The organism is Wenjunlia tyrosinilytica (genome assembly GCF_014646055.1).
GTDB classification, from domain to species: domain Bacteria; phylum Actinomycetota; class Actinomycetes; order Streptomycetales; family Streptomycetaceae; genus Wenjunlia; species Wenjunlia tyrosinilytica.
The window spans coordinates 69756-92242 of the sequence record NZ_BMMS01000031.1; the positions used below are offsets into that span (position 1 = coordinate 69756).

Here is a 22487-nt window from a genome sequence, read left to right on the forward strand (position 1 = left end):
ATGGGGTCACAGCCCGGCAATCGCGGCGCCGCGCCGGAGGACCTCCTCGATCATCGACGCAGTGACTTTGCCGGTGAAGGTGTTCCGGCGGCTCGGGTGGTAGCAGCCGAGCAGGTACAGCTCCCGGCCGCCGTCGGTGGCCGGGAGCCGGACCTCGGCGCCATGGGCGAAGGCGGGGCGGGGACGCGGCACCTGCCACCCGGCGTCGGCCAGCACCGGCAGGAGCGACTGCCAGCCGAAGGCACCGAGGGCGATGGCCGCTCGCAGGGTGGGGCGCAGCAGGCGCAGTTCACGGGCGAGCCAGGCGCGGCAGGTGTCCCGCTCGGCCGGGGTGGGCCTGTTGGCCGGGGGGGCGCAGTGCACCGGAGCGGTGATCCGGACCCCGCGCAGCTCCAGACCGTCGCCGATGTGCGTGGAGGCGGCACGGGAGGCAAGACCGACGGCGTGCAGGGCGGCGTAGAGAACGTCACCGGAGGCGTCCCCGGTGAACATGCGGCCGGTGCGGTTGCCCCCGTGGGCGGCCGGAGCCAGCCCGACGATCGCCAGCACGGCGTCCCCGGGCCCGAACCCGGGCACCGGCCGTCCCCAGTAGTCCCACTCGCTGAAGGCGCTGCGCTTGACGGCGGCGACCTCCTCCCGCCAGGCCACCAGACGAGGGCACGCCCGGCAGGTGGCCACGGCCGCGTCCAGCTCCTCGAGCCCGTCGCAGTGGGGTCCACGGCGGGCGGGGAAGTCCGCGTCGTCGGGGCGCGGTGGCATGGCGTCCCGCTCGTCGTCGCTCATCTCACACCTGTCCTCGGCCGCCGCCCCCGGACATCCCCATGGCGCATTCCTACCCGTTCGCGGGACCGGATCGCGCCCCACGCGGCCCCGGTGCGCCCGCACTTGCCGGACGAGGACGTTTGAGACGCACGAGTGGGGAAACCAGGGGGCCTGACCACCGAAGGAGCCCCGACCACCGCGATGAGCACCGACGCACCCGCCGTGACCGTATCCGTCCTGCCTCCGTGGCAGCTTCGCAGGAGCCTCCAGTGACCCGTCCTCTCCCCGAGTTGACCCTCAGGACCCGGCGCGGACCGCGATCCTGTGTGGTGAGCGTCGAAGGCGAACTCGACCACGACACCGCCCCCCAGCTGCGCCGGGCCCTGGAGGAACTGCCGACGGCAGAGGGCGGGCTCCTCGTCCTCGACCTGGCCGGCCTCGAGTTCTGCGACTCCAGCGGGATAACCGCGCTGCTCGCGGCGCACCGGCGGTGCACGGCCGCCGGCGCGGTCCTCGCGCTGGCCTGTGCCAACAGCGCGGTGGCCAGGGTCGTGCACCTCACCGGCCTGGACCAGGTATTCCCCTTGTACACGACGGTGGCCGAGGCCCAGGCGAGCCTGGGTTCCATTCCCGCGTGACAGCGGGAGTGCGCCCGCGGTGAATTCATATCCCTGGCCCGTAAACCCATGGGGAGAATTCTTCCGTGCGCCGTGGCGATGCCTCCGTGACGTTCTCTGTCCGTGTCGAGGTGCCCGTGACGGTCCCGCACCGATATCGCCGCACCGAATTCACCCGACCCGCGACGGACGATCAAACGCACAGCGTGTGACGCGTCCCGTGATGCCTGCTGAGATTCTTCTCGAGCAGTTCCGTCGAACCCTTCACTCCGATGGTCCCACCCGCGCGCGTGTCGGGAAGGCGGCCGTCCGAGGACTTCAGCTCGATCAGCGCCGAGTCGATGGCCGTGTGCGCGGCGAACAGGCAGGGCGTGCTGTAGATGGCGACATCCACTCCGAGCTCCGCCAGCTCCGTCAGCGACAGCCTCGGGGACTTGCCCCCGGCGATCTGGTTGAACAGCAGCGGCTTGCCGCCCAGGACCCGCCGGATGCGGTGGATCCACTCGACGCTGCGCACTCCGTCCACGAGGACCACGTCCGCGTCGGTCTCGGCCAGAGCCGCCGCCCGTCGCAGGATGTCCTCGTCCTCCGTCGCGTCCGTACGGGCGACGACAACGAGGTCGCGGCGGCTTTTCAGCACCATTTCCAGCTTGTCGAGGTACTCCTCCAAGGGGAGGACCTGCTTTCCGTCCGCGTGTCCGCACCGGCGCGGGCGCTTCTGATCCTCCAGGATCACTCCGGAGGCCCCGATCCGCTCCAGGCGCTGCACGACGTGGCAGGCGACCTCCGGATCGACGTAGCCGTCGTCGATGTCCACCAGGAGGTGGTGCGTGGGAAAGGCCAGGCGCAGGCGCTCGACGAAGCCGACCATGTCCGGCCAGGCGATGAATCCGATATCGGGAAGACCGTAGTGCGAGGCCGCGAACCCGAATCCTGAAACGAAGAATCCGTTGTAGTGCCGGGCCGCGATGGACGCCGAATACATATCGTAAATACCGATCAGCGGGCTGGTGCCCGGGGCTAAGATCTCCTCGCGCAGGATGCTTCCGTGGCGCATCTGTCCTCCTTCTCGAAAAGGGTTTTCGCGCACGACCGGGAACACGATCGGAAAGAGCCGGCGGCTCGACGCCGCCAAGGTTTACAGAAGACCAAGAGTTCGCAAAGCAGACACACCGCACACCTGGACTGCGTACACCTGTGTCGCTCGAACGTCACGTGTTCGAAAAACAACATGAGCTGATAAGCTCACTTGGAGGCAGACATGAAGATGCTGATCAACGGCCCGGACACCGTGGTCGCCGACGCCCTGCGCGGGCTCGCCGACGCCCATCCCGAGTTGGCCGTGGACACCGAGAAGCGTGTGGTCGTGCGACGTGACGCCCCCGTCGCCGGCAAGGTCGGGCTCGTCTCCGGTGGGGGAACCGGACATGAGCCCCTGCACTCCGGGTTCGTGGGCCACGGCATGCTCGACGCCGCGTGCCCCGGTGAGGTGTTCACCTCGCCCGTACCCGACCAGATGGCCGCCGCCACCGCCGCCGTGAGCGCGGGCGCCGGAGTGGTGCACATCGTCAAGAACTACACAGGCGACGTCCTCAACTTCAAGATGGCCGCCGAACTCGTCGAGGACGACGGCGTCGAGGTCGAGCAGGTCCTCGTGGACGACGACGTGGCCGTCACCGACAGCCTGTACACCGCCGGGCGGCGCGGCACGGGGGCCACGCTGTTCGTGGAGAAGATCACGGGCGCTCTGGCGCAGGAGGGCGCGCCGCTCGCCCAGGTCGCCGCCGTGGGACGGAAGGTCAACGAGTCCTCGCGCACCTTCGGCGTGGCGCTGACCGCCGTGACCACCCCGGCCAAGGGCAGCCCGACATTCGACCTGCCCTCCGACGAGCTCGAACTCGGCATCGGGATCCACGGCGAGCCCGGCCGTGAGCGGCGCAAGATGATGACGGCCCGTGAGATCGCCGAGTTCTCCCTCGACGCCATCCTCGACGACCTGCCGCCGGGCGGACCGGTGCTGGCGCTGGTCAACGGCATGGGCGGCACCCCGCTGCTGGAGCTGTACCTGTTCAACGCCGAGGTGCACCGCATCCTCGGCGAGCGCGGGGTCCAGGTGGCGCGCACCCTCGTGGGCAACTATGTGACCTCCCTCGACATGGCGGGAGCCTCGATCACGCTGTGCCGCGCCGACGACGAGCTGGTGCGCCTGTGGGACGCGCCGGTGAACACACCGGCGCTGCGCTGGGGCATGTGAAGTCGGGCGGCCACAACCGCGACCACGACCGATAGGAGTTCCATGGACCCCGTTCTCGACGCCGCGTTCTTCCTTCGGTGGCTTGCCGCCGCCACCGAGGTGATGGACCGCGAGGGCGACCGGCTGACCGAGCTCGACTCGGCGATCGGCGACGCCGACCACGGCATCAATATGCGGCGCGGGTTCAACGCCGCGTCCGACGCCGTCGCCAAGGAGCCGCCGGACACCCCCGGCGGGGTGCTGGTCGGCGTCGGCCGCCAGCTCATCAGCAAAGTGGGCGGGGCGTCGGGACCCCTGTACGGCACCGCGCTGCGCCGGGCGGGCAAATCGCTCGGCGACGCGGATCATGTCACCCCCGAACAGCTGCGGGACGCCTTGCTCACCGCGGTGGACGCGGTGAGCGAGCTCGGCGGCGCGGCCCCCGGGGACAAGACGATGCTGGACGCGATGGTGCCCTCCGTGCAGGCGTACGGGGCGGCGCTCGACTCGGGTGCCGGTCTGACGCAGGCACTCGCCGCCGCGGCCGCCGCCGCGGACGAGGGAGCGGCCGCCACCATCCCGTTGCAGGCCCGCAAGGGCCGGGCGAGCTACCTGGGCGAGCGCAGCATCGGGCACCAGGATCCGGGAGCGACGTCGATCGCCCTGCTGATCGACGCGTTCGCCCGCACGGCGAAGGGTGACGCCGATGAGTGACTCGGGTCTGGTCGGCGTGGTGCTGGTCTCCCACAGCAACGACGTGGCATCGAGCACGGCCGAGCTGGCACGGGGACTGGCCGGGCGGGACCCCGTGGCCCCCGTGGCGGCCGCGGGCGGTGACGCCGACGGCGGGTTCGGCACCAGCTCGGAGGCCATCATCGAGGCCACCCGCAAGGTCGACCAGGGCGCCGGCGTGGTGGTGCTCGCCGATCTGGGCAGCGCCGTGCTCACGGTGAAGGCGCTGCTCGCCGATGGGGACGAGCTGCCGGACCAGGTGGTGCTGGCGGACGCCCCGTTCGTCGAGGGCGCGGTGGCCGCCGTGGTCACCGCCTCGACGGGCGCCTCCCTGGACGCGGTCGCCACCGCGGCCAAGGAGGCCTACGAGTACCGCAAGGCATAGGCCCCGCGCTGCCGGGCCGGGCCGGGGGATCCCGTGCGCCCCGGCCCGGCCGCGCGGCCGCCTCCCGGGACGTCGTCGCGGCCCTCCCCGTCCGGCCTCGGCGAACCCTTGCATCCGGGCATGACCGTCGGAGGCCCCCCGATACGTTTGGACGACTTCGCCTCCATGGGCCTGGACCCGGCGCCCCTGAACGGCAGGGAGATCGACGGGCTGGTCCGCGCCAACGGGACCGTCGTCCTCGACCTGGACGGTACGTTCGAACTGCCTGAGCCGTTCGACCGCGGCACTCCTCGCACGATGATCACCACCGCCACCGGCATGGCGGTGCTCAAGCCCAACCACCCGGACAACCAGACGATCGAGTCCGGGTTCCGGGCGGTGGGCGTCCCGGTGCCCGATGCGGTCCGGGCCATGAACGCCCGCGAGGCCGCGCGCACCGGGGATCGGGCCGCGCTCCGCGCCTTCGTCTCGGAAGGGCTGGGACGGCGGAGCGGATGGAGTGAGCCGGTCTCCACCGCTTTGCTCGGCAACTGGGCAGATTCGCTCTACAACGAAGGCCAGTTCTCCCCCGGCGCGGTGGACCAGTTCCTGGCCGAGGCCAGGGTCATCAACGGGCAGCTCAAGCCGATCTGGCTCCGCCAGGCCAACCGGGAGCGCGTGCGACTGCTCGACGTCCCGCTCGGCGACGGGATGACTCTGTACGACGTGCTCTCCGGGCAGCCCGCGGCCGACACCAGCTTCGAGGGCTTCGACGACCCGCGCCTGATCGAGATCCTGGAGGCTCTCTCCGAGGAAGATCAGGCGGTGACCATCGCACGCAGCCGCCCAGGGGTCAACAGCTGGCCCGAAGCCGCTCGGGTCGCCGGCGTCCCACAGCCGGAGGTCGTCGGCGAGCAGGTCCGCCGGAAGGTAAAGCGGCATGCCAACCAGCTCACCGGCCACTCCCGGGAGACCGGGGCCGGTATGGGGAACGACCGGTGAGCGCCCCCACTCCCGCTCCGTCGCGCTCGGCCGGGCATCGGGAGGTGGTGCTGCGGATCACCCTTCCGGACCTCCCGGCCTGCACCACGATGCAAGGCACGGCCCTGGTTCACAGCGCCGTTCCCGCAGCGTCCCCGCTCGTGGTTCTAGCGCTCGGCGCGATGGCGTACGACGCCGGGCTCTGGGCCGTGCGCCGCCGCGACGGCTGACGACCGGCCTCCCCGACAACCTGGTTGAGGCTGGCGCCCCGGCAAGGGCGCCGGGGCTGGTCTGCATTGCCGCATCCTGCATCGTTCCGTCACAGGGCGGCAAACCATCCTGGGCATCGGAGACCGAACGGCTACTTCACCCGAGAAGCAAGAAAGTCCGGCACCCCCAACTGGGAGGGTGCCGGACTGGGACTGTTGAGAGATACGAGCGGGACGTTAGATGGCCGGCGCGCGCACGAGGCGCTCCTGGGTGGCCTCGGGCAGCACCCTGCGCAGGACCGGTGCGGTCGAGCTGAGGGAGGCGGCGAAGGCGGCGACGAGGTCGTGCGGGACGCTGGCGGCGAAGGAGGCCGCCCACAGGCAGGGTGCGCCGAGCGCGGGCTCGGCCCATGCCTGCCATCCGGCCGGTCCCGTCTCGTCGGCCTCGGCCGCCAGGGCGTGCGGGTCGGCGTCCTGGATGAGGGGCGGACCTCGCCGAGGCTGATGTGCGAGGTGAACGTCGGGTCCGTCGCTGCCGCCTGGGGCTGGTCGATGTCGCGGAACCATCCGTGGGCGGCGACGGTGTCGAGGACCAACTCGGCTCCGGCGAGGGGCACGGTGGGCCGGTCGCTTGCGTCGAGCGCGACGAGGAAGTCGGCCCCCGCCTCGCCGGGGACCTCGCGGGTGAAGTAGGCCGACCACTGGGCGAGCGGGCTGCTCGCCTCGGCGCGGGCGGAGATCTGCCAGGCGATCGGCAGCTCTCCCAGGTGGAACGGCTCGTCCGCCAGGCCCCACTGGGCCCATCGCAGGGCGTCTGGGCTGATGTGCAGGACGGTGCTGCGCAGGACCTGGCGGTCCTCCGGTGCCTCCTCCGGCTCGTGCCGTCCGCGGACGATCGGCGTTTCGGTATCGAACGACAGGTGGTAGCCGCGGACCTGGGCGGTGCCGGTGACGGCGATCTTCCATTCCTCGCCGTCCGTGCCGGGGTGGCCGAGCGGGAACCAGCCGAGGTAGAAAGGGCCGTCCTTCGAGCTGACGTGCACGTCCGCGCGGTCATCGACGATCAGGTGGAAGTCCTCGGCGGAAAACTGGTCCATGACCAGGGTCGGCTGGCCGGGGCCGAGCTGCCACTCCCGCAGTCGCAGGGCTTCGACGGTGGTGGAGAAACCGGGGCCCGCGGAGGCTACGGTCACGGGCAATCACCTCTCTGACCTGGGGTTTCTTGCAAGGTCGTCTACGTTGACATGCCCTCGCACTCCTTGGCCAGTCTTTCCGCGATCTTTCCTGTCTGCCCCCGGCGAACTGTTGTCCGTCGACATCGAAGTTAGTCCAAATGAAGGCGCTGACCTGCAGGGACTAACTTCACTGGCAGATGATCGAGTAGGACCTCCCGCAGCGCCAGTGCCGCGAGTATGGCGACTGAAGGGATGGCAGGGGCAGTTCCCCGGAGGGAGGATTCGTCGTCGACGGACGGCAGTTTGTCCTTGGGGGTGACGTTAGTCGCTGGAGTCCCGCTGACCTGCGCCGACCGGGATCGGTTGGCAAAAGAACTTGCCGGGTTTGCTTGGGATCTGACAGAGATTCAGTGCGTACGCTGGGATTGTTCACGTCGAGCTGGCTCCTGTGCATCACGGTGTTCAGGATCGGTCTCGGCGCACGTTCCTGCGCCGTCGTTCGAGTTGGGGGAGCCAGCGCTCGGGCGGCTGGGGATCCGTGGCCGCTACCGCCCACCCGTCTTCTTCTTGAGGGTTCCGGGGCGCCCAGCTGCGCGGTGGGTCTAGTACGAGAACGTCCCTGACGAGTGTTCCCATGGCGTCGGGGATGTCCCGGTCAAGGTCGTTCAGCAGGAGAGGAACTCCTAGCGGGCCGCGTCGGATGGCTGCCGTCCGGTAGGTGACCTGGCAGAAGGCGTCCGCTTCGAAGACGACGCCGCGGGCGTCGGTCGGCCCCTCTTCGTCCGAGAACCAGATCAGCCGGTCGCCAGCGACCAGGCGTTCCCGACCGTGGAGCATGCCGTTCCGTGCGGTTTTTTCCCTATTGAGGAATGGAACGGGGTCCTCGAATGCACCGGGATCGTTGTCGCTGATGCCGGCCACATGCCCGGGGTCGCGCGTGGCGTGAATTTCCAGTAGATCACCGTCCGCGTGGGCCTGCCAGAAGTCAAGGACCTCGGCGGACGAACTGAGCAGATGGGGGTATGCCGTGAGCGCGAACAACTGCCCGGCTCTCAGTGGCAGGACGACTCGGTCGTCCGCGCGCAGGCGATGAATGGCAGGTGTCGGCTCCCAGGTGGTGATCCCGGTTGCCTCACCCTGGCAATGGCGGATCGCCTCGATAGCCGTCTCAAGGGTGACACGGAAGAATTCCCTGTCTGCGTTGACCCGTTGGGCAGTGAGGAGGCGATGGACAGCCCGTTCCACGTCTTCAGGGCGGGACGAGAGAGCCCTGAAGAGCACCTCGTAAGGGAAGGGGACCGATGTGCCGTACAGCTCCTTCGCGCGGTCCTCTGCGAGCCGGTCCGAGTAGCCGATCTTAAGCATGTCCGGGAAGGCAGGATTCCGCTGGACGTACACGAATCCAGTCGTCCGAGGGGGAGGCAGGGAAGTCCTGGTGCGCGTCTCCCGCGAGCCGCTGGATTGCTGGCGCTTCTTGGTGCCCCTGGAGAATCCAGAGAGCTCGACCGGCGGGTCGGCCTTCAGCGCTACGACCCCGCCTTCGAGGTCGCGATGAGACGATGCGGTGATGTGCCGTCCCGAGGAGAAGTGCTGGACCTCCGCGGGGGGCAGACGCCGCAACGCCTCCACGAGCGGCTCAATCCCCTCATGCTCGTCGAGGTCACTGTCACGGGCGCCCGGCAAGGATCGTGTCAGTGCTTCGATGGCCCCTTCCGTGACCAGGCCAGCGAGTTCCGGGCCGATGAGCGCGTACAGCGTGCCCAGGTGAGTGGACTCGATGTCCCATTCGTCTTGCTCGTTGTGTGATTCGGCATAGAGGTCGATGGGGACGCCGGAGCTCTTCGCTATGAGGAGCAGCTCGCAGGCGTGGGCTGGGTTGTCCAGGTCGAAGACGAAGTGAGCGCGCATACCCAGGGACTTCGTTCTGGGCTTGCGGCAGATGAGCAGAAGTCGACTCGCGTGTCCGGGATCCCTCTCGAAACCGAGGGGCAACACTCCCTCGCTGAGTGCGGCGCGGGCGGCCTCCGTCTCCTCCCCGGTTCGTACGATGATGTTCCACCAGGGCAGAGGGCCGTATGTGCCGTGTACCGCCTGGGCGTCGGGGACACAGGAGCTAACGGGGTAGCTGTCTCGGAAGTGGAGCGACCGGTTCAGGAAGGTCAGGATGCAGGCGTCCTGGAAGCGCTCCTGCTGTGTACGGGGCCGTAGCAGGTCGCGCTCGGTGGCGCTAAGGCAACCTATCGCTTTGGCGAGCGCCTCGAGTTGCTCGTCGACCACGTCCAAGGCGCGGGTGATGACCGACCGCTGAGCATAGTTCAGCCGGGGGTGGCGGATCGCCTCGCGAAAGTACCCTCTAGCTGCGGTGCAGGTGGCCGCTTGTGAGCCCAGCTCCCAGAGATGCCTGACACCGCGGGCTGGAAACTGCTTCATCCATAGCTCTTGAGCCTCGTTGCCTTTCCCGAATAGGACACGTGACACGACATGCTGGACACGAGTGTCGGGCTCCGTTTTCAGCCGGGACCAGATGGTGTCGGAGCACGCCTCCAGAGGTGCGAGTGAGCGAGGCACCGCAGCTTCTACCTTGCGAGAGGCTTCCACGCCCCAGTGCCGGGCCAGGTCTCTGACTACCTGGGCAGTGGTGGCCGCGCGGGAACGCCGACGGAACCAGGGGTCCAGGAGAAGGGCATACGCGCTTTCCAAGTCCTCGGCACGTAGGCCGAGGCCGAACAGCAGGACGGAACCAGTTACTCCGTCGTATTCCACACGCTGGCGGACATGCTTGACCAGGCTGGCAAACTGATCTGTGTCGGGCTTGGGATCGGCGAAGACCGGGTGCTCGGCCAGGAGTCCGGTGATGTGCGCGGTAGATCGGCCACCCGCGTCCAAGACGGCGATCTGCAGAACCAGAAGGGCCCGTATCAGATCCAGATCGCTCGTGTCGCCGACGATTCGCGCCGGATCTAGCAACGGGTGGCGGCCGCTCGAGGTGGCGATCCTCGTGCAGATCTTCTGGATCCACTGCTCGCGCAAGTCAGTCAAGCCAGTAGCGGAAGGCACAGCTCTAATCCCCCTGTTGACACGGACGATAGTGGAACCCTCTCCGAGATCCGTAACGGAGACCGTCCCACCTCGCGGAAGCGCTTCTGGCGCATGGTGCCGTTGATCTACTGGATCTGCGGGCGACCTTGCAGACGCCGTACCCGTGAGCTCTGGTGTCTGGGAGGGCCAGGGCCAGGGTGCTCATCATCCTTGGCTGTCGCATCAGCGGAGTGTATGAGGTGCCACTGACAAGACCTGCGCCGACAGGACATGGTGCCGTTCCCATTGACCTCTTCGGCGTGGAGTCGGCACGTGGCGGTGCAGGAAGCCCCCACGACTGGGTTCGCTGCCAAACGCCTCGATCGAATGACAGGAGACAACTGTGTCTCGTCTCACCGAAGGTTGAGCGTTCTCACCGAACTCTGACCGCCTTGCGGGCCTACTGAGCCAGAGGTACCGCGCAGGCCGGAGTTGCTCACCACCGACGGCCCGCAGGTCAGAACCTCGCCCGGCTCGCCAGCTGACACCGCTCCGTTGTCATGCGATACCTCAAATCGGCCTGAGAGCAGCACAATTGGTTGCTAATTCACCTGATCTAATGAAAGTCCGCCGTACTAGTTCGGCATTGCGCGGGCGCGGGTGGCAGATTCCGTGGTGCACGTCGGTGGCTCATCACCGGCGTCCGCCTCATGCCGCCGTCGGCGGAGCAGGAGCAAGCTGCGAGACGTCCAGACGCCACCGAGGCGTTGTTGGGGCTGATCGTTCTTCGGGCGTTGGCAGGTGGGCCGTACGGGGCGAGGACCGCCGCACGCTTCTGCAGGGTGCTGGCCCGTTCTTCGTCGGCACGAGGCTTCGGCGCTCGGGCGCGTGACACGCTCCCGAGGGACGGGAGTTTCTGTGTTGGCCCGGCAGGCCCGGGTGGAAGGACAACACCATGGTCGCGAAACGACCTGATGGCATTTTCCCGCACATCGGCACCGACGCCTGGGGCCGGAATCTCGCGGACGCCATCGAGAACACTTGCGCGGAACTCGGGGTCGTACCGCCTCCCCGGCAGGCGATCACCGAGGGGCTGGCCACCGCTCTCCCGGACACCGAGATCAAGGGCCTGATCGCCAGCCGGAGCAACAAGAAGGTACTCAAGCCCTCGGCTTACCGTCTCGTGCAGGCCGGGGACGAGCAGGTACTCCTGCTGATGTGTGACGTCCATGGTGGTGCGGTGGTCCCGTGGGACCTCAACGACCGCACCGTCGGCTGCTGGTCGCCGCCCGTTGCTGAGGCCAGCCAGCGCGTCAAGGACCTCATCGCCGCCGAGCTGGCGCTGCACGAGGCCAGGAAGGCCGAGAAGACTGCGGAGAAGGAGCGGGAGAGCTGCCGCCGCGCGGCCGGCGACGACACGTACGCCGCGCAGGCCCTGGCGGCGGCCACGCAGAAGCACGAGGACGCCGAGCGCCGAGTGATGGAACTCGAAGGCGAGCGCCAGGCCCTCCTCACCGCCCTCGGCGGCCGGCGGCCGCGTCCTGTGGTCCGGGCCGCGGAGGAGGACGGGGAGCCGAAGGCGGCGCTCGCTCTCGCCGAGCAGCCGTACGAGGTGGCCGTCCACATGCAGCGGTACGCCGCCGAGAATCTGGAGCGTGCCGGCAAGACCCGCGGCTACGACCTGGCCGAGTCCCTCGTGGACGCGGGCCAGCTCTCCAAGGGCATGAACGTCCTGCAGCAGTGGCAGATCACCCGCCCCGACGGCACGGTGTCGAAGCTGTGGCGGCTGGCCGCCGTGACCGGGAACAACCGTGCACTGGCCCGTCTCAACATCTTCCGGGTGCGTCCGGAACACCTGGTCACGGGGATGCCCCAGTCCCTCCTGCCCATGCCGAAGGGCAAGAAGGCCGATCCCGAGCTGCTGCTGCTGAGCCAGCGGGAGATCCTGAACCGCCTCTCCGACCGGCTCAACGAGGCCGCTGCCAAGCCGGAGATGGAGGCGACCGAACCGTCGGTCCGGGCCCAGAAGATCGCCACGGTCTCCGCGGAGATCGTGATCGGCTGCACCAAGCCGGCGGCCCTGGAACACGTCCTGCGGACGCTGAACGTCAACGACCACCTGCGCGGCATCCAGCCCTACGACGAGGACGCACGCCTGATCGCCCTGTTCGCAACGCTCGTCGACGCCTACGCCAGGGAATCGCTCCTCGCGGACGCGCTCGCCGAGGCGTTCCCCGACGCGCGCGGCGCGGACCTCCTCGACCTGGTCGGGGTACGCGACGCGCTGACCGCCAACGGACCGCTCGACCCGCTCGAGCCGCTCGTGCCCGCGGGCGACGACGTCTCCCCCACCGTGCTCCGCGACATCGCGGTGCGCGCCATCACCGCACTCGTGTTCCCCGAGATCCCGCCCGAGACCCCGAAGCGGCCGACCGCACGCACCGTCCGCGACACTGGGCGCTTCTGGCCGATCGTCAGGGGCACGCTGCAAGAGCCGGCGTGGAGCCAGACCAAGGCGAAGACAGCAGAGGCACGCACCCGCCTGTGGTCCGCCGCCATCGCCCAACTGTTCCTGCACCGGGGCAACATCCTCTCCGCCCTCGGCTTCTTCGGCGTCCCCGAGACCGCCAAGGGCGCCGGGCAGGACCCGCGGTCACTCAAGGTGCTCCTCCTCAGGGCAGAGGCCGGTGACGCGACCGCCTGGGCCGCCCTCGTCCAGCGCATGGCACCGGCGCTAATCCACGCTCCGCAGCCGTTCATCACCGCCGGCCAGGGCAGCGAGGCAGGCGAAGGACGCAAGGGTGTGCGGCGCACCCCCAAGAGCGCCCTCGCCGCCCTCACCCTGGCGTACACGGCAACCGGCGCCCCGAACATCAGCCGGGCACTCCTCCTCGCGTTCGCGAAGGCCGTGCTGGAGCACCCGGACGCGACGCAGCCGCCCGAGGCGGAAGCCGGTGAGCCCCTGGTCTGCTATGGGGAGCGGCACTGGGTGGAGGGCCGGACGCCGATCACCGCGGGGATGGTGATCGCTCCTGACACCGAGGGCCGGCCCACCCGCTGCGTCGCGGACAAGGCTTGGTTCGACGAGACGTTCCCCGTGGAGCTCGGCCGCCCGGCCCCGGGCAGCCCCGGAAGCACCACCACGTCCCCCACGGCCGGGACCAGCACGGATCCCACTGCCACCGTGAACGGCGCTCCGCCAGCCGACCCGCACGACCAGCTGGCCACGCTGCGCCGGGAGCTGCCCGCCCGGGTGGAACTCGTCGAGAGCGGCTACCAGCAGGCCGTGGACTCCGCCCACACCCTGATGACGGATTTCGAAGAGGCGCACCGTTTGCGAGTCCAGCTCGGAGAGGACGCGCTCCCGGCCGAGCAGCGGATCGAGTGGATGGAGAAGCTGACGAAGGTCCGGGCCGCGGCCCAGGCCAGCGTGACGACGCTCGAACAGGTGGAAGCGCTGATCCTTCAGGTCTGACCGGCGCGGTAGAACCCGAGACCGGCATGTGCCAGCGGGCTCCTCAAGGCAGTTGAGGAGCCCGCCTCCTGTTCTCACCAGCCGCGTGACCGGGCGGTCATGCGGCTGGTTCAGCCACGTGCCGAGAGTGGGCAGACCCGACCGAGGCAGTCAAAGTTCGGTGAGCACGCTCAACCTTCGGTGAGACGGGACAAACTGCCCGATCCCCACCTCGGACGCAGGTCTTGTCGACGGCCGGATCACCCCCGTCACGGCCCCGCAGACGGCTCGGCACCCGGGGCCGGGAGAGGTCTGGGGCCGTGCCAGAGTGATCCGCATGATCCCCGCACACGTCCCCGACGAGCCGCCGCTGACGTACGCCGACAGTTTCGACATACCAGTCCTATTCCGTAACGGGCCCGATAAGAAGCCCCGGCGGCAGTGGCGGACGGCCAAGCACAAGGCATGGACCGGATCGGACGGATTCCCGGCCGCCGACGGCTGGTACGCGCCGACCACCACGTGGCGGGAGATCATCAAGGCCGCCACCGAAGTTGGCCGCGACGTCACACCGCACCTACAGAACCAGCCGCGCTACGCCCACGGGGAACTCGTCGCCCGCGTCTCCCCGCTGTACGCCTACCTCGGCGCACACCCCGTGACGCCCCGGCATCCCGTGTCGGGGGCCAAGGGCCGGCGCCTGACCTGGAATCCGGTCTACGCGCACGGCACCGAGCGTAGCGCGAAGAATGCCGCCGGCTACCGGCTGGGCATGACGATGACCGAGTGGGCCTGCCGTTCGCTGCTGGGCCTCGGCCAGACCGAGCACCTCGAACTCGGCGGACCCGTCCCTGCTCTGTATGACACGTTCAAGGATCCGAAGAAGAAGCTGCCCGACCTGTGGGGGCTCCACGAGACGGAGGAGCTTTACTGGCTGATCGAGGCCAAGGGCGGCGACGTGGGACTCAGGAGACTACGCGAGGGGTGGGCGCAGCTGGCGGCCGGCAGCAAGGCCCTCGGCGCGTACGGGCACCGCACCGTCCTGGTCGGGGCGTCCGTACGGCCTGACGATGACCTCTTCCTCACGATCGACCACGACCTGCACCCCGGCCAGGCGCCGCTCACCCCTGCCGGCTCCGATGCCGACGACGAGGCAGCGGGCCTGGGCAACCTGGAGGATCGCCTCGGCGACAGCGACGACGCGCTCATCGGTGCCGCCCGCGCCCAGATGCTGGCCTACCTGGCACTGCGTTCGGCTCCCGCCTCGCAGCTGCGCACCGTACCCGTTGCCGCCGACCGCACTTCCCGCCGCCGGCGCTCCGGGCTGACCACGCCCCTGGAAGACAACAGCCTTACTCTCGCCATGCGGGCCGACGCCCGCGGAGCAGCAACCGGCACAGAACAGCACGCCTTGCGCGTCGGAATCCGTTCCGTGGGCCTTGACGATTTCCTGAGCTGCCGCATCCCGGGCACGGAGGTCCACCTCGGCATGTCCCGGAAGCTGTTCGCCGCCTGTGAGCGCCTCCACGAAGAGGACCTCGCCATCGCCCCGCGCACCCCGGGACTGCGCGCCGAGGACCAGCCGCCCGCCGACCTGGACCTCAGCGACGAAGCCCAGGAAGAACAGCGACTCACCCAGCGGCGCATCTTCCGTGAACAGCAAGAAGAAGCCCGCCCACGGCTGCGCCCCCTACTCCGCGACGCCTACGAACGAGGTGCAGCGAGCGACTGGAGCGACCTTCTCCGTCGTCCCCAGGAGCCGGAACTCGACCTGGAGGGCGACGAGAGCCTCCTCGAAGCAGCGACGCCGGAAACCTACGTGGCCGTCAGCCGCTATGCCCTGCCCCCCCGCACGCGCCTAGGCCGTTTCGTTTGGATCATCTGATCGTTGGTCCAGGTGTGCCGTTGACTGACGCGCAGTGGGCGCGGATCGAGCCGTTGCTCCCGGACCGAACGCCGAGGCGGGGTGGTCGGTGGCGTGACCACCGTGAGGTGATCGACGCGATCGCCTTCAAGTTCCAGACCGGAACCCAATGGGTCCACCTGCCGGAGAAATACGGCAACTGGCGAGGCATCTACAACCGGCTGCGAATGTGGGCAGTCGACGGCACCTGGGAGCGAGTGTTCACCGCGCTGATGGCTCAGGCCGACGCCGACGAAGACCTCAACTGGGCCGTCTCGGTGGACTCCACCATCGTGCGCGCTCACCAGCACGCGGCCGGGGCCCGCAAAAGGGGGCCCCGCTCGGCGAACCGGACGATCACGCCATCGGCCGGTCCCGGGGCGGACTGACCACGAAGATCCACCTGGTGGCCGACGGCCGCTGCCGGCCTCCGGCGTTCGTCCTGACCGCAGGACAGGCCGGTGACGCGCCTGCCTTCGAGCAGGTCATGGCCCGCCTGCGAGTGCCCCGGCAGCGTGGTCGCCCTCGCACCACCCCCGACGTCGTCCTGGCCGACAAGGCGTACTCCTCCCGTGCCATCCGCAAGCACCTGCGCAAGCGCGGAATTCGTGCGGTCATCCCCGTCCCGGCCGATCAGCAGGCACACCGCCTCCGACGGGGCAGCCGGGGCGGCAGGCCGCCCGCCTTCGACCGCGAGACCTGCAACAACCGCAACACTGTCGAGCGGTGCATCAACCGCCTCAAGCAGTGGCGCGGCATCGCCACTCGCTACGAGAAGACAGCCACCATCTACCTGGCCGGACTCCACATCGCAGGCATCTTTCTTTGGTCCGCACGGTGATCCAAACGAAAGTCCCTAGATCGATGTGTCCGTCGATGCCGTGATCGACGCGCCGGGGATGGAAGAGGTGGCCCATCTCCAGGCAGCGTCGCTCGATCAGGGCGATGCCCTTCTCACCGATGAACATCTGGCGCGTAACAGTCTTTCGATCAGCCATCGCCCCACCCTCCTTGCTGGACACGGCCCGTCGACAAGTAACCGACTGAGGTGCTCATTCAGGGTATGCGGCACCACTGACAGTCAGGCCCGACCGCATCCAGCGCTCCGCTGACGATCAGCCGTGACGATGCCTGTGCCGACACCATTTTCGAGACCGTCACCAACGACGAAAGCGAATGAGCGGCACCGGGCTGCACCAACTCGGCGTATCGGGCCACTCGCACTTTGGGATGTGATTTTCGCAGGTCAGCGACATGGTGAAGTTCATGCACTGAACCCGATTTCGACCATCCGCCCACCGGGCCTGCCGCCGGAGGCACTCGAACCTCTCTAGACGGCTTACTGCACCCGACTCAGACTCGAAGAGGCCCGCTGAGGCGCGTCGACGCTGGCCAACTCAGCGAGGCGGTGTGTCGCCCGGGCTGGGCACATGGAACGCGCTGGTGGTGACGCTGCGGGTGCAGCTCGGGGTGGTGACGTGACGGGGCTGCTGTATCTGCGGCTGCCCCGGTTGGTCGGCTGAGACGCGGGTGCTCGGCCGAGAACTGAGCGGGGCAGGCCGCGCCCGGTACGGCAGCAGGGCCCGGACCACGTGTCGCGGTCCGGGCCTTGCCCCGTGCGGTGCCGCCCTGCAATGGCGGTGCGTCAGCTCTGTACGGTGTTGTCGCCCGTCTGCCCGGCGCCCTCGGCTGCGGCTGCCTTCTCGCGCATCTTGCGCACCAGCTCCGCCTTCTGGTCGGCGGCACCCTGGCGGTCGAGGTTGCGGTGCGGACCGTTGTTCTGCCGTTCGGCGCGGGACAGCTTCTTGCGCTGGCCGCCGCCCATGCCCACGGGGTTGTTGATGTTCTTGCTCACGGGTTCTCCCGGAATGTTGTGAAGTGATCTACGGATTCATCGGTGGGGGACGGGCACGGCTACGTCGAAGGACGTCAGCAGGGACCCATCACGCTCTCACTCGTAAATCGGCGTCTGGAAGAACATGAGCAAGACGTTACCTGGTCCCGTCGGCTCCGCATACCAAGTATTTCGCCGTCCCGGCGTCGGCCGGGCCTTCGGTGAGCGCCCAGGAGCAGCCGTTTCCTTCCAGAGCCGGCGGGGGCTCTGCAGCGCCATTCCTGTCACGCCCTTGCCACGCTGAAGCGGAGTGAAGAACGTGGCCCGGCTCGGGTTGCGGGCTCACGAATACGGCTGCTTGTCCTGTGCTTCCGCAGGCCCGTCGGCGACTTGCTCAATGAGCCGTCGCCGGTCCTTCGGCCCGGAGGCGTAGGCGTCCATGCCTGCGGCGGCCAAGGGATGAAGTGGATCTGTCTCGAGATCGCCGTGCAGACGCAGCAGTACATGGTCGTCACCGACCAGGCAGTCGGTGTACGGAAGGGCGTGCGACAGAAGGCGGGCGAAATCATCGCAAGCCGCCCGGACGTCCACCTTGTCGAGGCCGAGCCAGACGTGCAGCGTGCCGTCCTGAACGGTCAGCTCGACGTCGATGCGGGTATCGGCCGCCTCGGCGGCTTCGCCGCCCCACTTCAGGGTCTCGTCCAGCGCGCCGAGGTGGATGGGGAGCGGGCGGAAGATCTCCTGACGCATGTCGTCGCGGACCGTGACGCCGGTGGCCGGGGCCTGATCGCGCCACCAGTCCTGCACGACGTCGCGAACGGAGGCGGCCTGCGGCCCGCTGTTCAGCGCTCGCCGTACGGCGTCCGCCGCGTTTCGCCGAACCACGCTCGCGACGTCTGATCCAGGTTCGGCAGCCATACGGCGTAGGAGCGATCCAGGCCCGAGTCGGGTGTCGTCGAGGACCTTCGGGTACAGCTCGCGCAGGGCGTCCGGTACGGCTGTGCCGTCCGGCCCGAGCAGCTGGCGGATGCGTTCTGCCCAGGCAAGAAACGCCTCGGTGTCGCCGGTGGTGAGGAGGTCGGTGCCGAGGTCGCCGCGGGCGAGCATGCGGGCGCGCTGCCTTTCCGTCGGCTGGCCGAGGCCATCGAGTTGGGCGCGCAGGAGGAAGACGAGCAGGTCCCGTTCCGGGGCGGGGAGATGGTCGACGGCACCGTTGACGGGGGTGGCGAGGATGTCCAGGACGGCCTCGGCGGTCGCCCTCTTCGCCTCCGGCTTCCCGGGGGTTCCGGGCAGACGCTCGGTCCATCGGTGCACACGGCCTCGAGCGTCCCGCAGCCTGATCGTGGCGGTGAAGCTCTTCAGGTGGTCCGGCCCCGAGACGTCGTACGTGTAATCGTGGTCGATCCCGTATGTGGTGGCCATGGTGGCGAGGATGGTCACCGGGTCGTGCTGGTGTTCCAAGGCGGAGAGCCAGTCGTCGAGGACGGCGGGCCGGCGCCTGAGCAGCCGAGGCCCGTGGATGCGCCAGGCCGCGACGACGACCGCCTGGGTGGCGTCCGACACCGCTGTGCGGCTCTGTCCGCTCTCACCGCGGCTCGTCAGCAGCCCTTCGGCGAGCTGGAGGGTCGCACCGAGCCGGGCGGTGTCATCGTCAGAGGTGGTGAGGATGCGTGCCTCGTCCTCGTCGGGGGTGAGGCCGTGCGCGAGGGCCTGGCGGACGCGGACGTGGGCGGCGAGGTGGTTCACCACGTGCGAGCCGTGGTGGGCGAGGAGGTGGTTGTCGCGCTGGCGGGCGGCGGTCGCCGCCGCCTGGTTCTCGTGGACCCAGGAGGCATGGGTGAGGGCTTGGGCGAGGAGCCCGTCCGCGCGATGCCCAAGCTCGAACATCGCCGCCAGGTCGCTCACGGCATCCCGATGTCGGTTGCCCGGCTGCGCGTAGGGCAGCGGCGACACGGTAGGCAGGTTCGCGGGTGTCGCCTTCCGCTCGGCGCCCGCCGCAGCCACCTTTGGGTATGCGTCGAGCAGTGCTCGTGCCGCCGCCGCCCGCGCCGCCTTCTTGGACTGGCCGGTGCCTCCCGCCATGCGGCCGGTTCCGGTGCGGACAGTGGCACGGAAGACCTTGCGGTGGTCCGGGCCCTCCTCGTCGTAGTCGTAGGTCAGTCCTTCCTTATGGAAAGCCGTATGCGCCAGAGTGACGGGATCGGCTCCCGTCTCCGCGGACGGCCGGTCGAGGTCGGGCCACACGGAGGCGACCAGCCTCTGGGCGATGTCGTGCTCGCCACAAAGACTGAGCACGCCGAGGATCTGCCGGGCCACTCCTTCGAAGACGGACCTGGCGGGCTGCTGCGCCTCCCCCGCGCCCATGCGCACCAGCCCCTGCTTGGCAGCCCACGCGCCGAGCGCAAGGTCGGCGGCGGCACGACGCCGGGCGTGTTCGCTCGACTGTTCGCCCACCTTCCGAGGGGTCGCCCATCGCGCGTAGGCGTCGAGCAGAATCACGTCGAGCGCGGTGGCACCGAGCCGGTCGAGCAGACCGAGCACGTGCGGTGTGACCTGGTCGACGTGGTGACTCTCGTAGAGATGACTGCGGTGTTCGGCGGCCAGGCCGAGCCAGGCAGTGACTTCGGGGCCGGCGTCCCATCCGCGCACGGCCTTCGCCACGATCTCGCGGACCTCTTGCCCGTACGTGCCCACCAGCGACACGGGCGGCTCGCACAGCGCCGGGTACGTGACGTCGTGGACGTCAAGCCGCCGTTCGGCGCGGGAGTAGGGCCGGACCGGCTCGGGCGACGGACGCTGTCCGGCCGCGGGCGGGGCCGACCGCGCGGGCCGGGCCGGGCGGGCGGCTTCGGGGGGTGTGTTCCGGACCCGGCGGGTGGACACCGGACGCTGGTGGGCAGGACGCGAGTCGGTGCGCCGAGGGCCCGCCTGCGCCCTCCGCCCGCCGGTTGGCGATGTGTCATACCTGCCGTCCAGGAGGTTCTGGAGTTCGTTGGTGAGCCAGGAGGGCAGTCCGGTCGGGGGGTGGCCGCCGTCGAAGAAGTCGCCAGCCAGGTCAACGCAGTACGCGTACCGCTCCCACTCGTGGTGGCGTGCGTGTTCCTGACCGAGCGTGCGCAGCGCCGACCGCATCCGCGCGTACGGCACCGTCTCGCCGGCCAGCTGGTACGACCTCCGGTTCCGCGCGGCATCGATGGCGAGCGCGATGCGGTGCACGGGTGTCGGCGGCGCGGTCTCGCGCAGCGACACGATGCCGACCCAGCGGTTCATGGCCCTCCCCCTGCCGGGTGACGCGGCCCTGCCCGGCCCCGGCACGCGCTCCCGGGTAGCGTCGGTGCGCTGACCCGGTGCTTGCGTACGGGCGGCAGCCTGCCCCCGGTCCTGCTGTCCCCTCCTCCCGCCGCTCCTCACGACCCGGTGATCACGGCGGCACTGGCCCGTCAGCGTAGGCCGCCGGACGCGAGTTCGGGAAGGGTTACATCGCGGGCAAGGGGTGAAGCCGGTGGCCCCACCACCTGCCGCTACTGGTGCCGTCCGCCGCTCCACCACCAGCGCCGCTGAGCGGATGGTGGTTGCGGCGGATTCGCTGGCGTCGCGCCGGTTCGACGGTCACCAAGGTCCGCAGCCGGGCGACAGAGACACGCGTGACCGAGCCAGCTGTCGCGGTACACCCACTCATTTTCGATCACCTGAACGCCCCGGTAACTGCGGAATTTGACGTACCGCCCGAGACGCGGTGTCCTGCGTCCATGACCAGGAACACGAGTGGCAGCGGCCCTGCCGCCACCCCCGCCAGTGACTTCGAACTCGGCTGCGGCAAGGCTTACTTGCGGATGGGTAACGTCACGGAGCGAGTCCAACTAGTGCTTGCTACAACGCTCCTTGTTGCCGTCCTCGGGACCCTGGCCATCAACGCATTGGTTGTGGCGCGAACCCCTCGCCTGTGACGGTTGCAGGGGCAGCCCGTCAAGGGTTTGGCGGGTGGCAGCCCTCGCCAGCGTCGCAGGAAGCGGTCTTGCCAATTGACTCACGTCCCGATGATGACCCTCGGGACAACCGGGCACCGAGCAGGGGAAGGGGGACGGCATCCTCGGTATCGGCCCCCTTTCAAGGTGCGTTCGGCGGACCACGAGCGCTTCGGCGTCCAACGATGTGGCCGACTTCCTGTCGACTGTGATCAGCTCTCAGCTGACAAGGACAGGCCGCACGGTCTTCAATGGCGTCGTGGCCACGCCGATACCCATACCCCCGCCCCCGCCCCCGCCCGCCACCCTGGAGATGATCTCGGGTAGCGCTGCGCCGGACGAAGTCCTGGCGTGTCTACGCACACGGCGGCCGGTGTTCCATTCCGAGGCCGATCTCCAGCACAGTTTCGCCCTCGCCGTGGGTGAGGTCGCGCCGGAGGTCAGGTGCCGTCTCGAGGTCCCGGTGCGCGGGAGCGACGCCTCGGAGTACGTGGACCTACTGTGCCTGGGGCCTGCGGGCCGTACGGCAATCGAATTCAAATACGTAACCCGGCAGTGGTCGGGTACCGCCGGGACTCCTCCCGAGGAGTACGCCTTGCGCGGACACAACGCGCCGGACGTCGCGCGTAGGGACTTCCTGCGGGACGTAGGAAGGCTGGAACGCTTCTGCGACCGCGAGGACCAGAACGGGCTGGCCCTGCTCATCACAAACGAGTCCGCCCTGTGGCGCCCCAGGCAACGCAGGATGCCCACCAGGGACGGGGAGTTCCGGATCCACCACGGCCGCGAACTGAGCGGCACCTTGCTGTGGGCCGGCGGTTCCTTCCCGGACAACACCCGAGTTCTGCGAGGCGCCTACACGCTCGCCTGGCGTCCGTACACCCAGTTTGAGGGCCCAAGTAGCGAATTCCGCTGCCTCGCGGTGTTCATCACTCCAAACCCAGCACGGCCCCAGTCGTCACACGAGGCGCCATGAACAAACTCCCTGGCATGTCATTGACGCAGCGGCAGGAGCTTGCAATAATAGCGCCCTTTACGCGCGACCTTGAGCATGCCTGGACAGGTCACCTCACCTGACTACTGAGGTTTTCGGGTTCATGTCGGGTAGTGACAGCGGGTGATCCCTGCGGTACGCCGTTGGTATGCGGTATGCGCAAGGTGGAGGTCTGACGCGGGAGCGGCAGGCTGCCCGGGAAGGGATTCGGCTGGAGGCCGGGGAGCGGTTCGCCCGGGGTGGGAT

Annotated in this window: 14 protein-coding genes and 2 pseudogenes; 10 read left to right on the forward strand and 6 right to left on the reverse strand. The window is 69.0% G+C overall.

Going from position 1 to position 22487, the window contains the following annotated elements:
* Nucleotides 1-6: 6 nt before the first annotated feature.
* Complete coding sequence (locus IEY86_RS28590) at nt 7-783, reverse strand: uracil-DNA glycosylase (RefSeq protein ID WP_189134777.1); 777 nt, start codon at nt 781-783, stop codon at nt 7-9.
* Nucleotides 784-1031: 248 nt separating this feature from the next.
* Between IEY86_RS28590 and IEY86_RS36870 the strand changes: the two genes are divergently transcribed.
* Nucleotides 1032-1400, forward strand: a complete 369-nt coding sequence (locus IEY86_RS36870; RefSeq protein WP_229698838.1) for an STAS domain-containing protein — start codon at nt 1032-1034, stop codon at nt 1398-1400.
* Nucleotides 1401-1572: 172 nt separating this feature from the next.
* On the opposite strand, the gene IEY86_RS28600 is transcribed toward IEY86_RS36870, so the two are convergent.
* Nucleotides 1573-2436, reverse strand: coding sequence for an isocitrate lyase/PEP mutase family protein (locus tag IEY86_RS28600; protein WP_189134779.1), 864 nt, complete (start codon nt 2434-2436; stop codon nt 1573-1575).
* A gap of 204 nt (nt 2437-2640) precedes the next feature.
* On the opposite strand from IEY86_RS28600, the gene dhaK reads away from it, so the two are divergent.
* The 5 genes from dhaK to IEY86_RS28625 all read left to right on the forward strand — a co-directional run bounded on the left by dhaK (nt 2641) and on the right by IEY86_RS28625 (nt 5919).
* On the forward strand, nt 2641-3633 hold the full coding sequence (gene dhaK, locus IEY86_RS28605; RefSeq protein WP_189134780.1) for a dihydroxyacetone kinase subunit DhaK: 993 nt from the start codon (nt 2641-2643) through the stop codon (nt 3631-3633).
* A 42-nt stretch (nt 3634-3675) separates the two neighbouring features.
* Nucleotides 3676-4326: a dihydroxyacetone kinase subunit DhaL gene (dhaL, locus tag IEY86_RS28610; protein ID WP_189134781.1), complete on the forward strand. Its 651-nt coding sequence runs from the start codon at nt 3676-3678 to the stop codon at nt 4324-4326.
* Nucleotides 4319-4729, forward strand: coding sequence for a PTS-dependent dihydroxyacetone kinase phosphotransferase subunit DhaM (locus IEY86_RS28615; protein ID WP_189134782.1), 411 nt, complete (start codon nt 4319-4321; stop codon nt 4727-4729). The genes dhaL and IEY86_RS28615 overlap by 8 nt, the downstream gene beginning before the upstream one ends.
* A gap of 120 nt (nt 4730-4849) precedes the next feature.
* Nucleotides 4850-5710 carry a hypothetical protein gene (locus IEY86_RS28620; RefSeq protein WP_189134783.1) on the forward strand — a complete coding sequence of 287 codons (861 nt, stop codon included), beginning with the start codon at nt 4850-4852 and terminating at the stop codon, nt 5708-5710.
* Nucleotides 5707-5919 (forward strand): hypothetical protein, encoded by a 213-nt coding sequence (locus IEY86_RS28625; protein WP_189134784.1) that lies wholly within the window; start codon nt 5707-5709, stop codon nt 5917-5919. The genes IEY86_RS28620 and IEY86_RS28625 overlap by 4 nt, the downstream gene beginning before the upstream one ends.
* 216 nt (nt 5920-6135) lie before the next feature.
* On the opposite strand, the pseudogene IEY86_RS28630 reads toward IEY86_RS28625, so the two are convergent.
* Nucleotides 6136-6941: pseudogene (locus IEY86_RS28630) on the reverse strand (SPDY domain-containing protein).
* Nucleotides 6942-7535: 594 nt separating this feature from the next.
* Nucleotides 7536-10112: a GIY-YIG nuclease family protein gene (locus IEY86_RS28640; protein ID WP_189134785.1), complete on the reverse strand. Its 2577-nt coding sequence runs from the start codon at nt 10110-10112 to the stop codon at nt 7536-7538.
* A gap of 934 nt (nt 10113-11046) precedes the next feature.
* On the opposite strand from IEY86_RS28640, the gene IEY86_RS28645 reads away from it, so the two are divergent.
* From IEY86_RS28645 to IEY86_RS28655, 3 genes and pseudogenes are all read left to right on the forward strand, one after another.
* On the forward strand, nt 11047-13566 hold the full coding sequence (locus IEY86_RS28645) for a hypothetical protein (RefSeq protein ID WP_189134786.1): 2520 nt from the start codon (nt 11047-11049) through the stop codon (nt 13564-13566).
* Nucleotides 13567-13882: 316 nt separating this feature from the next.
* Nucleotides 13883-15430: a gamma-glutamyltransferase gene (locus tag IEY86_RS28650; RefSeq protein ID WP_229698839.1), complete on the forward strand. Its 1548-nt coding sequence runs from the start codon at nt 13883-13885 to the stop codon at nt 15428-15430.
* Between the two features lie 14 nt (nt 15431-15444).
* Nucleotides 15445-16289, forward strand: a pseudogene (locus IEY86_RS28655) (IS5 family transposase).
* Between the two features lie 804 nt (nt 16290-17093).
* Here IEY86_RS28655 and IEY86_RS28660 read toward each other — a convergent pair.
* The gene (locus tag IEY86_RS28660) at nt 17094-17303 is read right to left on the reverse strand and encodes a DUF6243 family protein (protein WP_229698840.1); all 210 of its coding nucleotides are present in this window, start codon (nt 17301-17303) and stop codon (nt 17094-17096) included.
* Nucleotides 17304-17624: 321 nt separating this feature from the next.
* A complete protein-coding gene (locus IEY86_RS28665; RefSeq protein ID WP_189134788.1) occupies nt 17625-20552 on the reverse strand; it encodes a putative dsRNA-binding protein in 2928 nt (975 codons plus the stop codon).
* A 954-nt stretch (nt 20553-21506) separates the two neighbouring features.
* Between IEY86_RS28665 and IEY86_RS28670 the strand changes: the two genes are divergently transcribed.
* Nucleotides 21507-22223, forward strand: coding sequence for a hypothetical protein (locus IEY86_RS28670; RefSeq protein WP_229698841.1), 717 nt, complete (start codon nt 21507-21509; stop codon nt 22221-22223).
* The last annotated feature ends 264 nt before the right edge of the window (nt 22224-22487 follow it).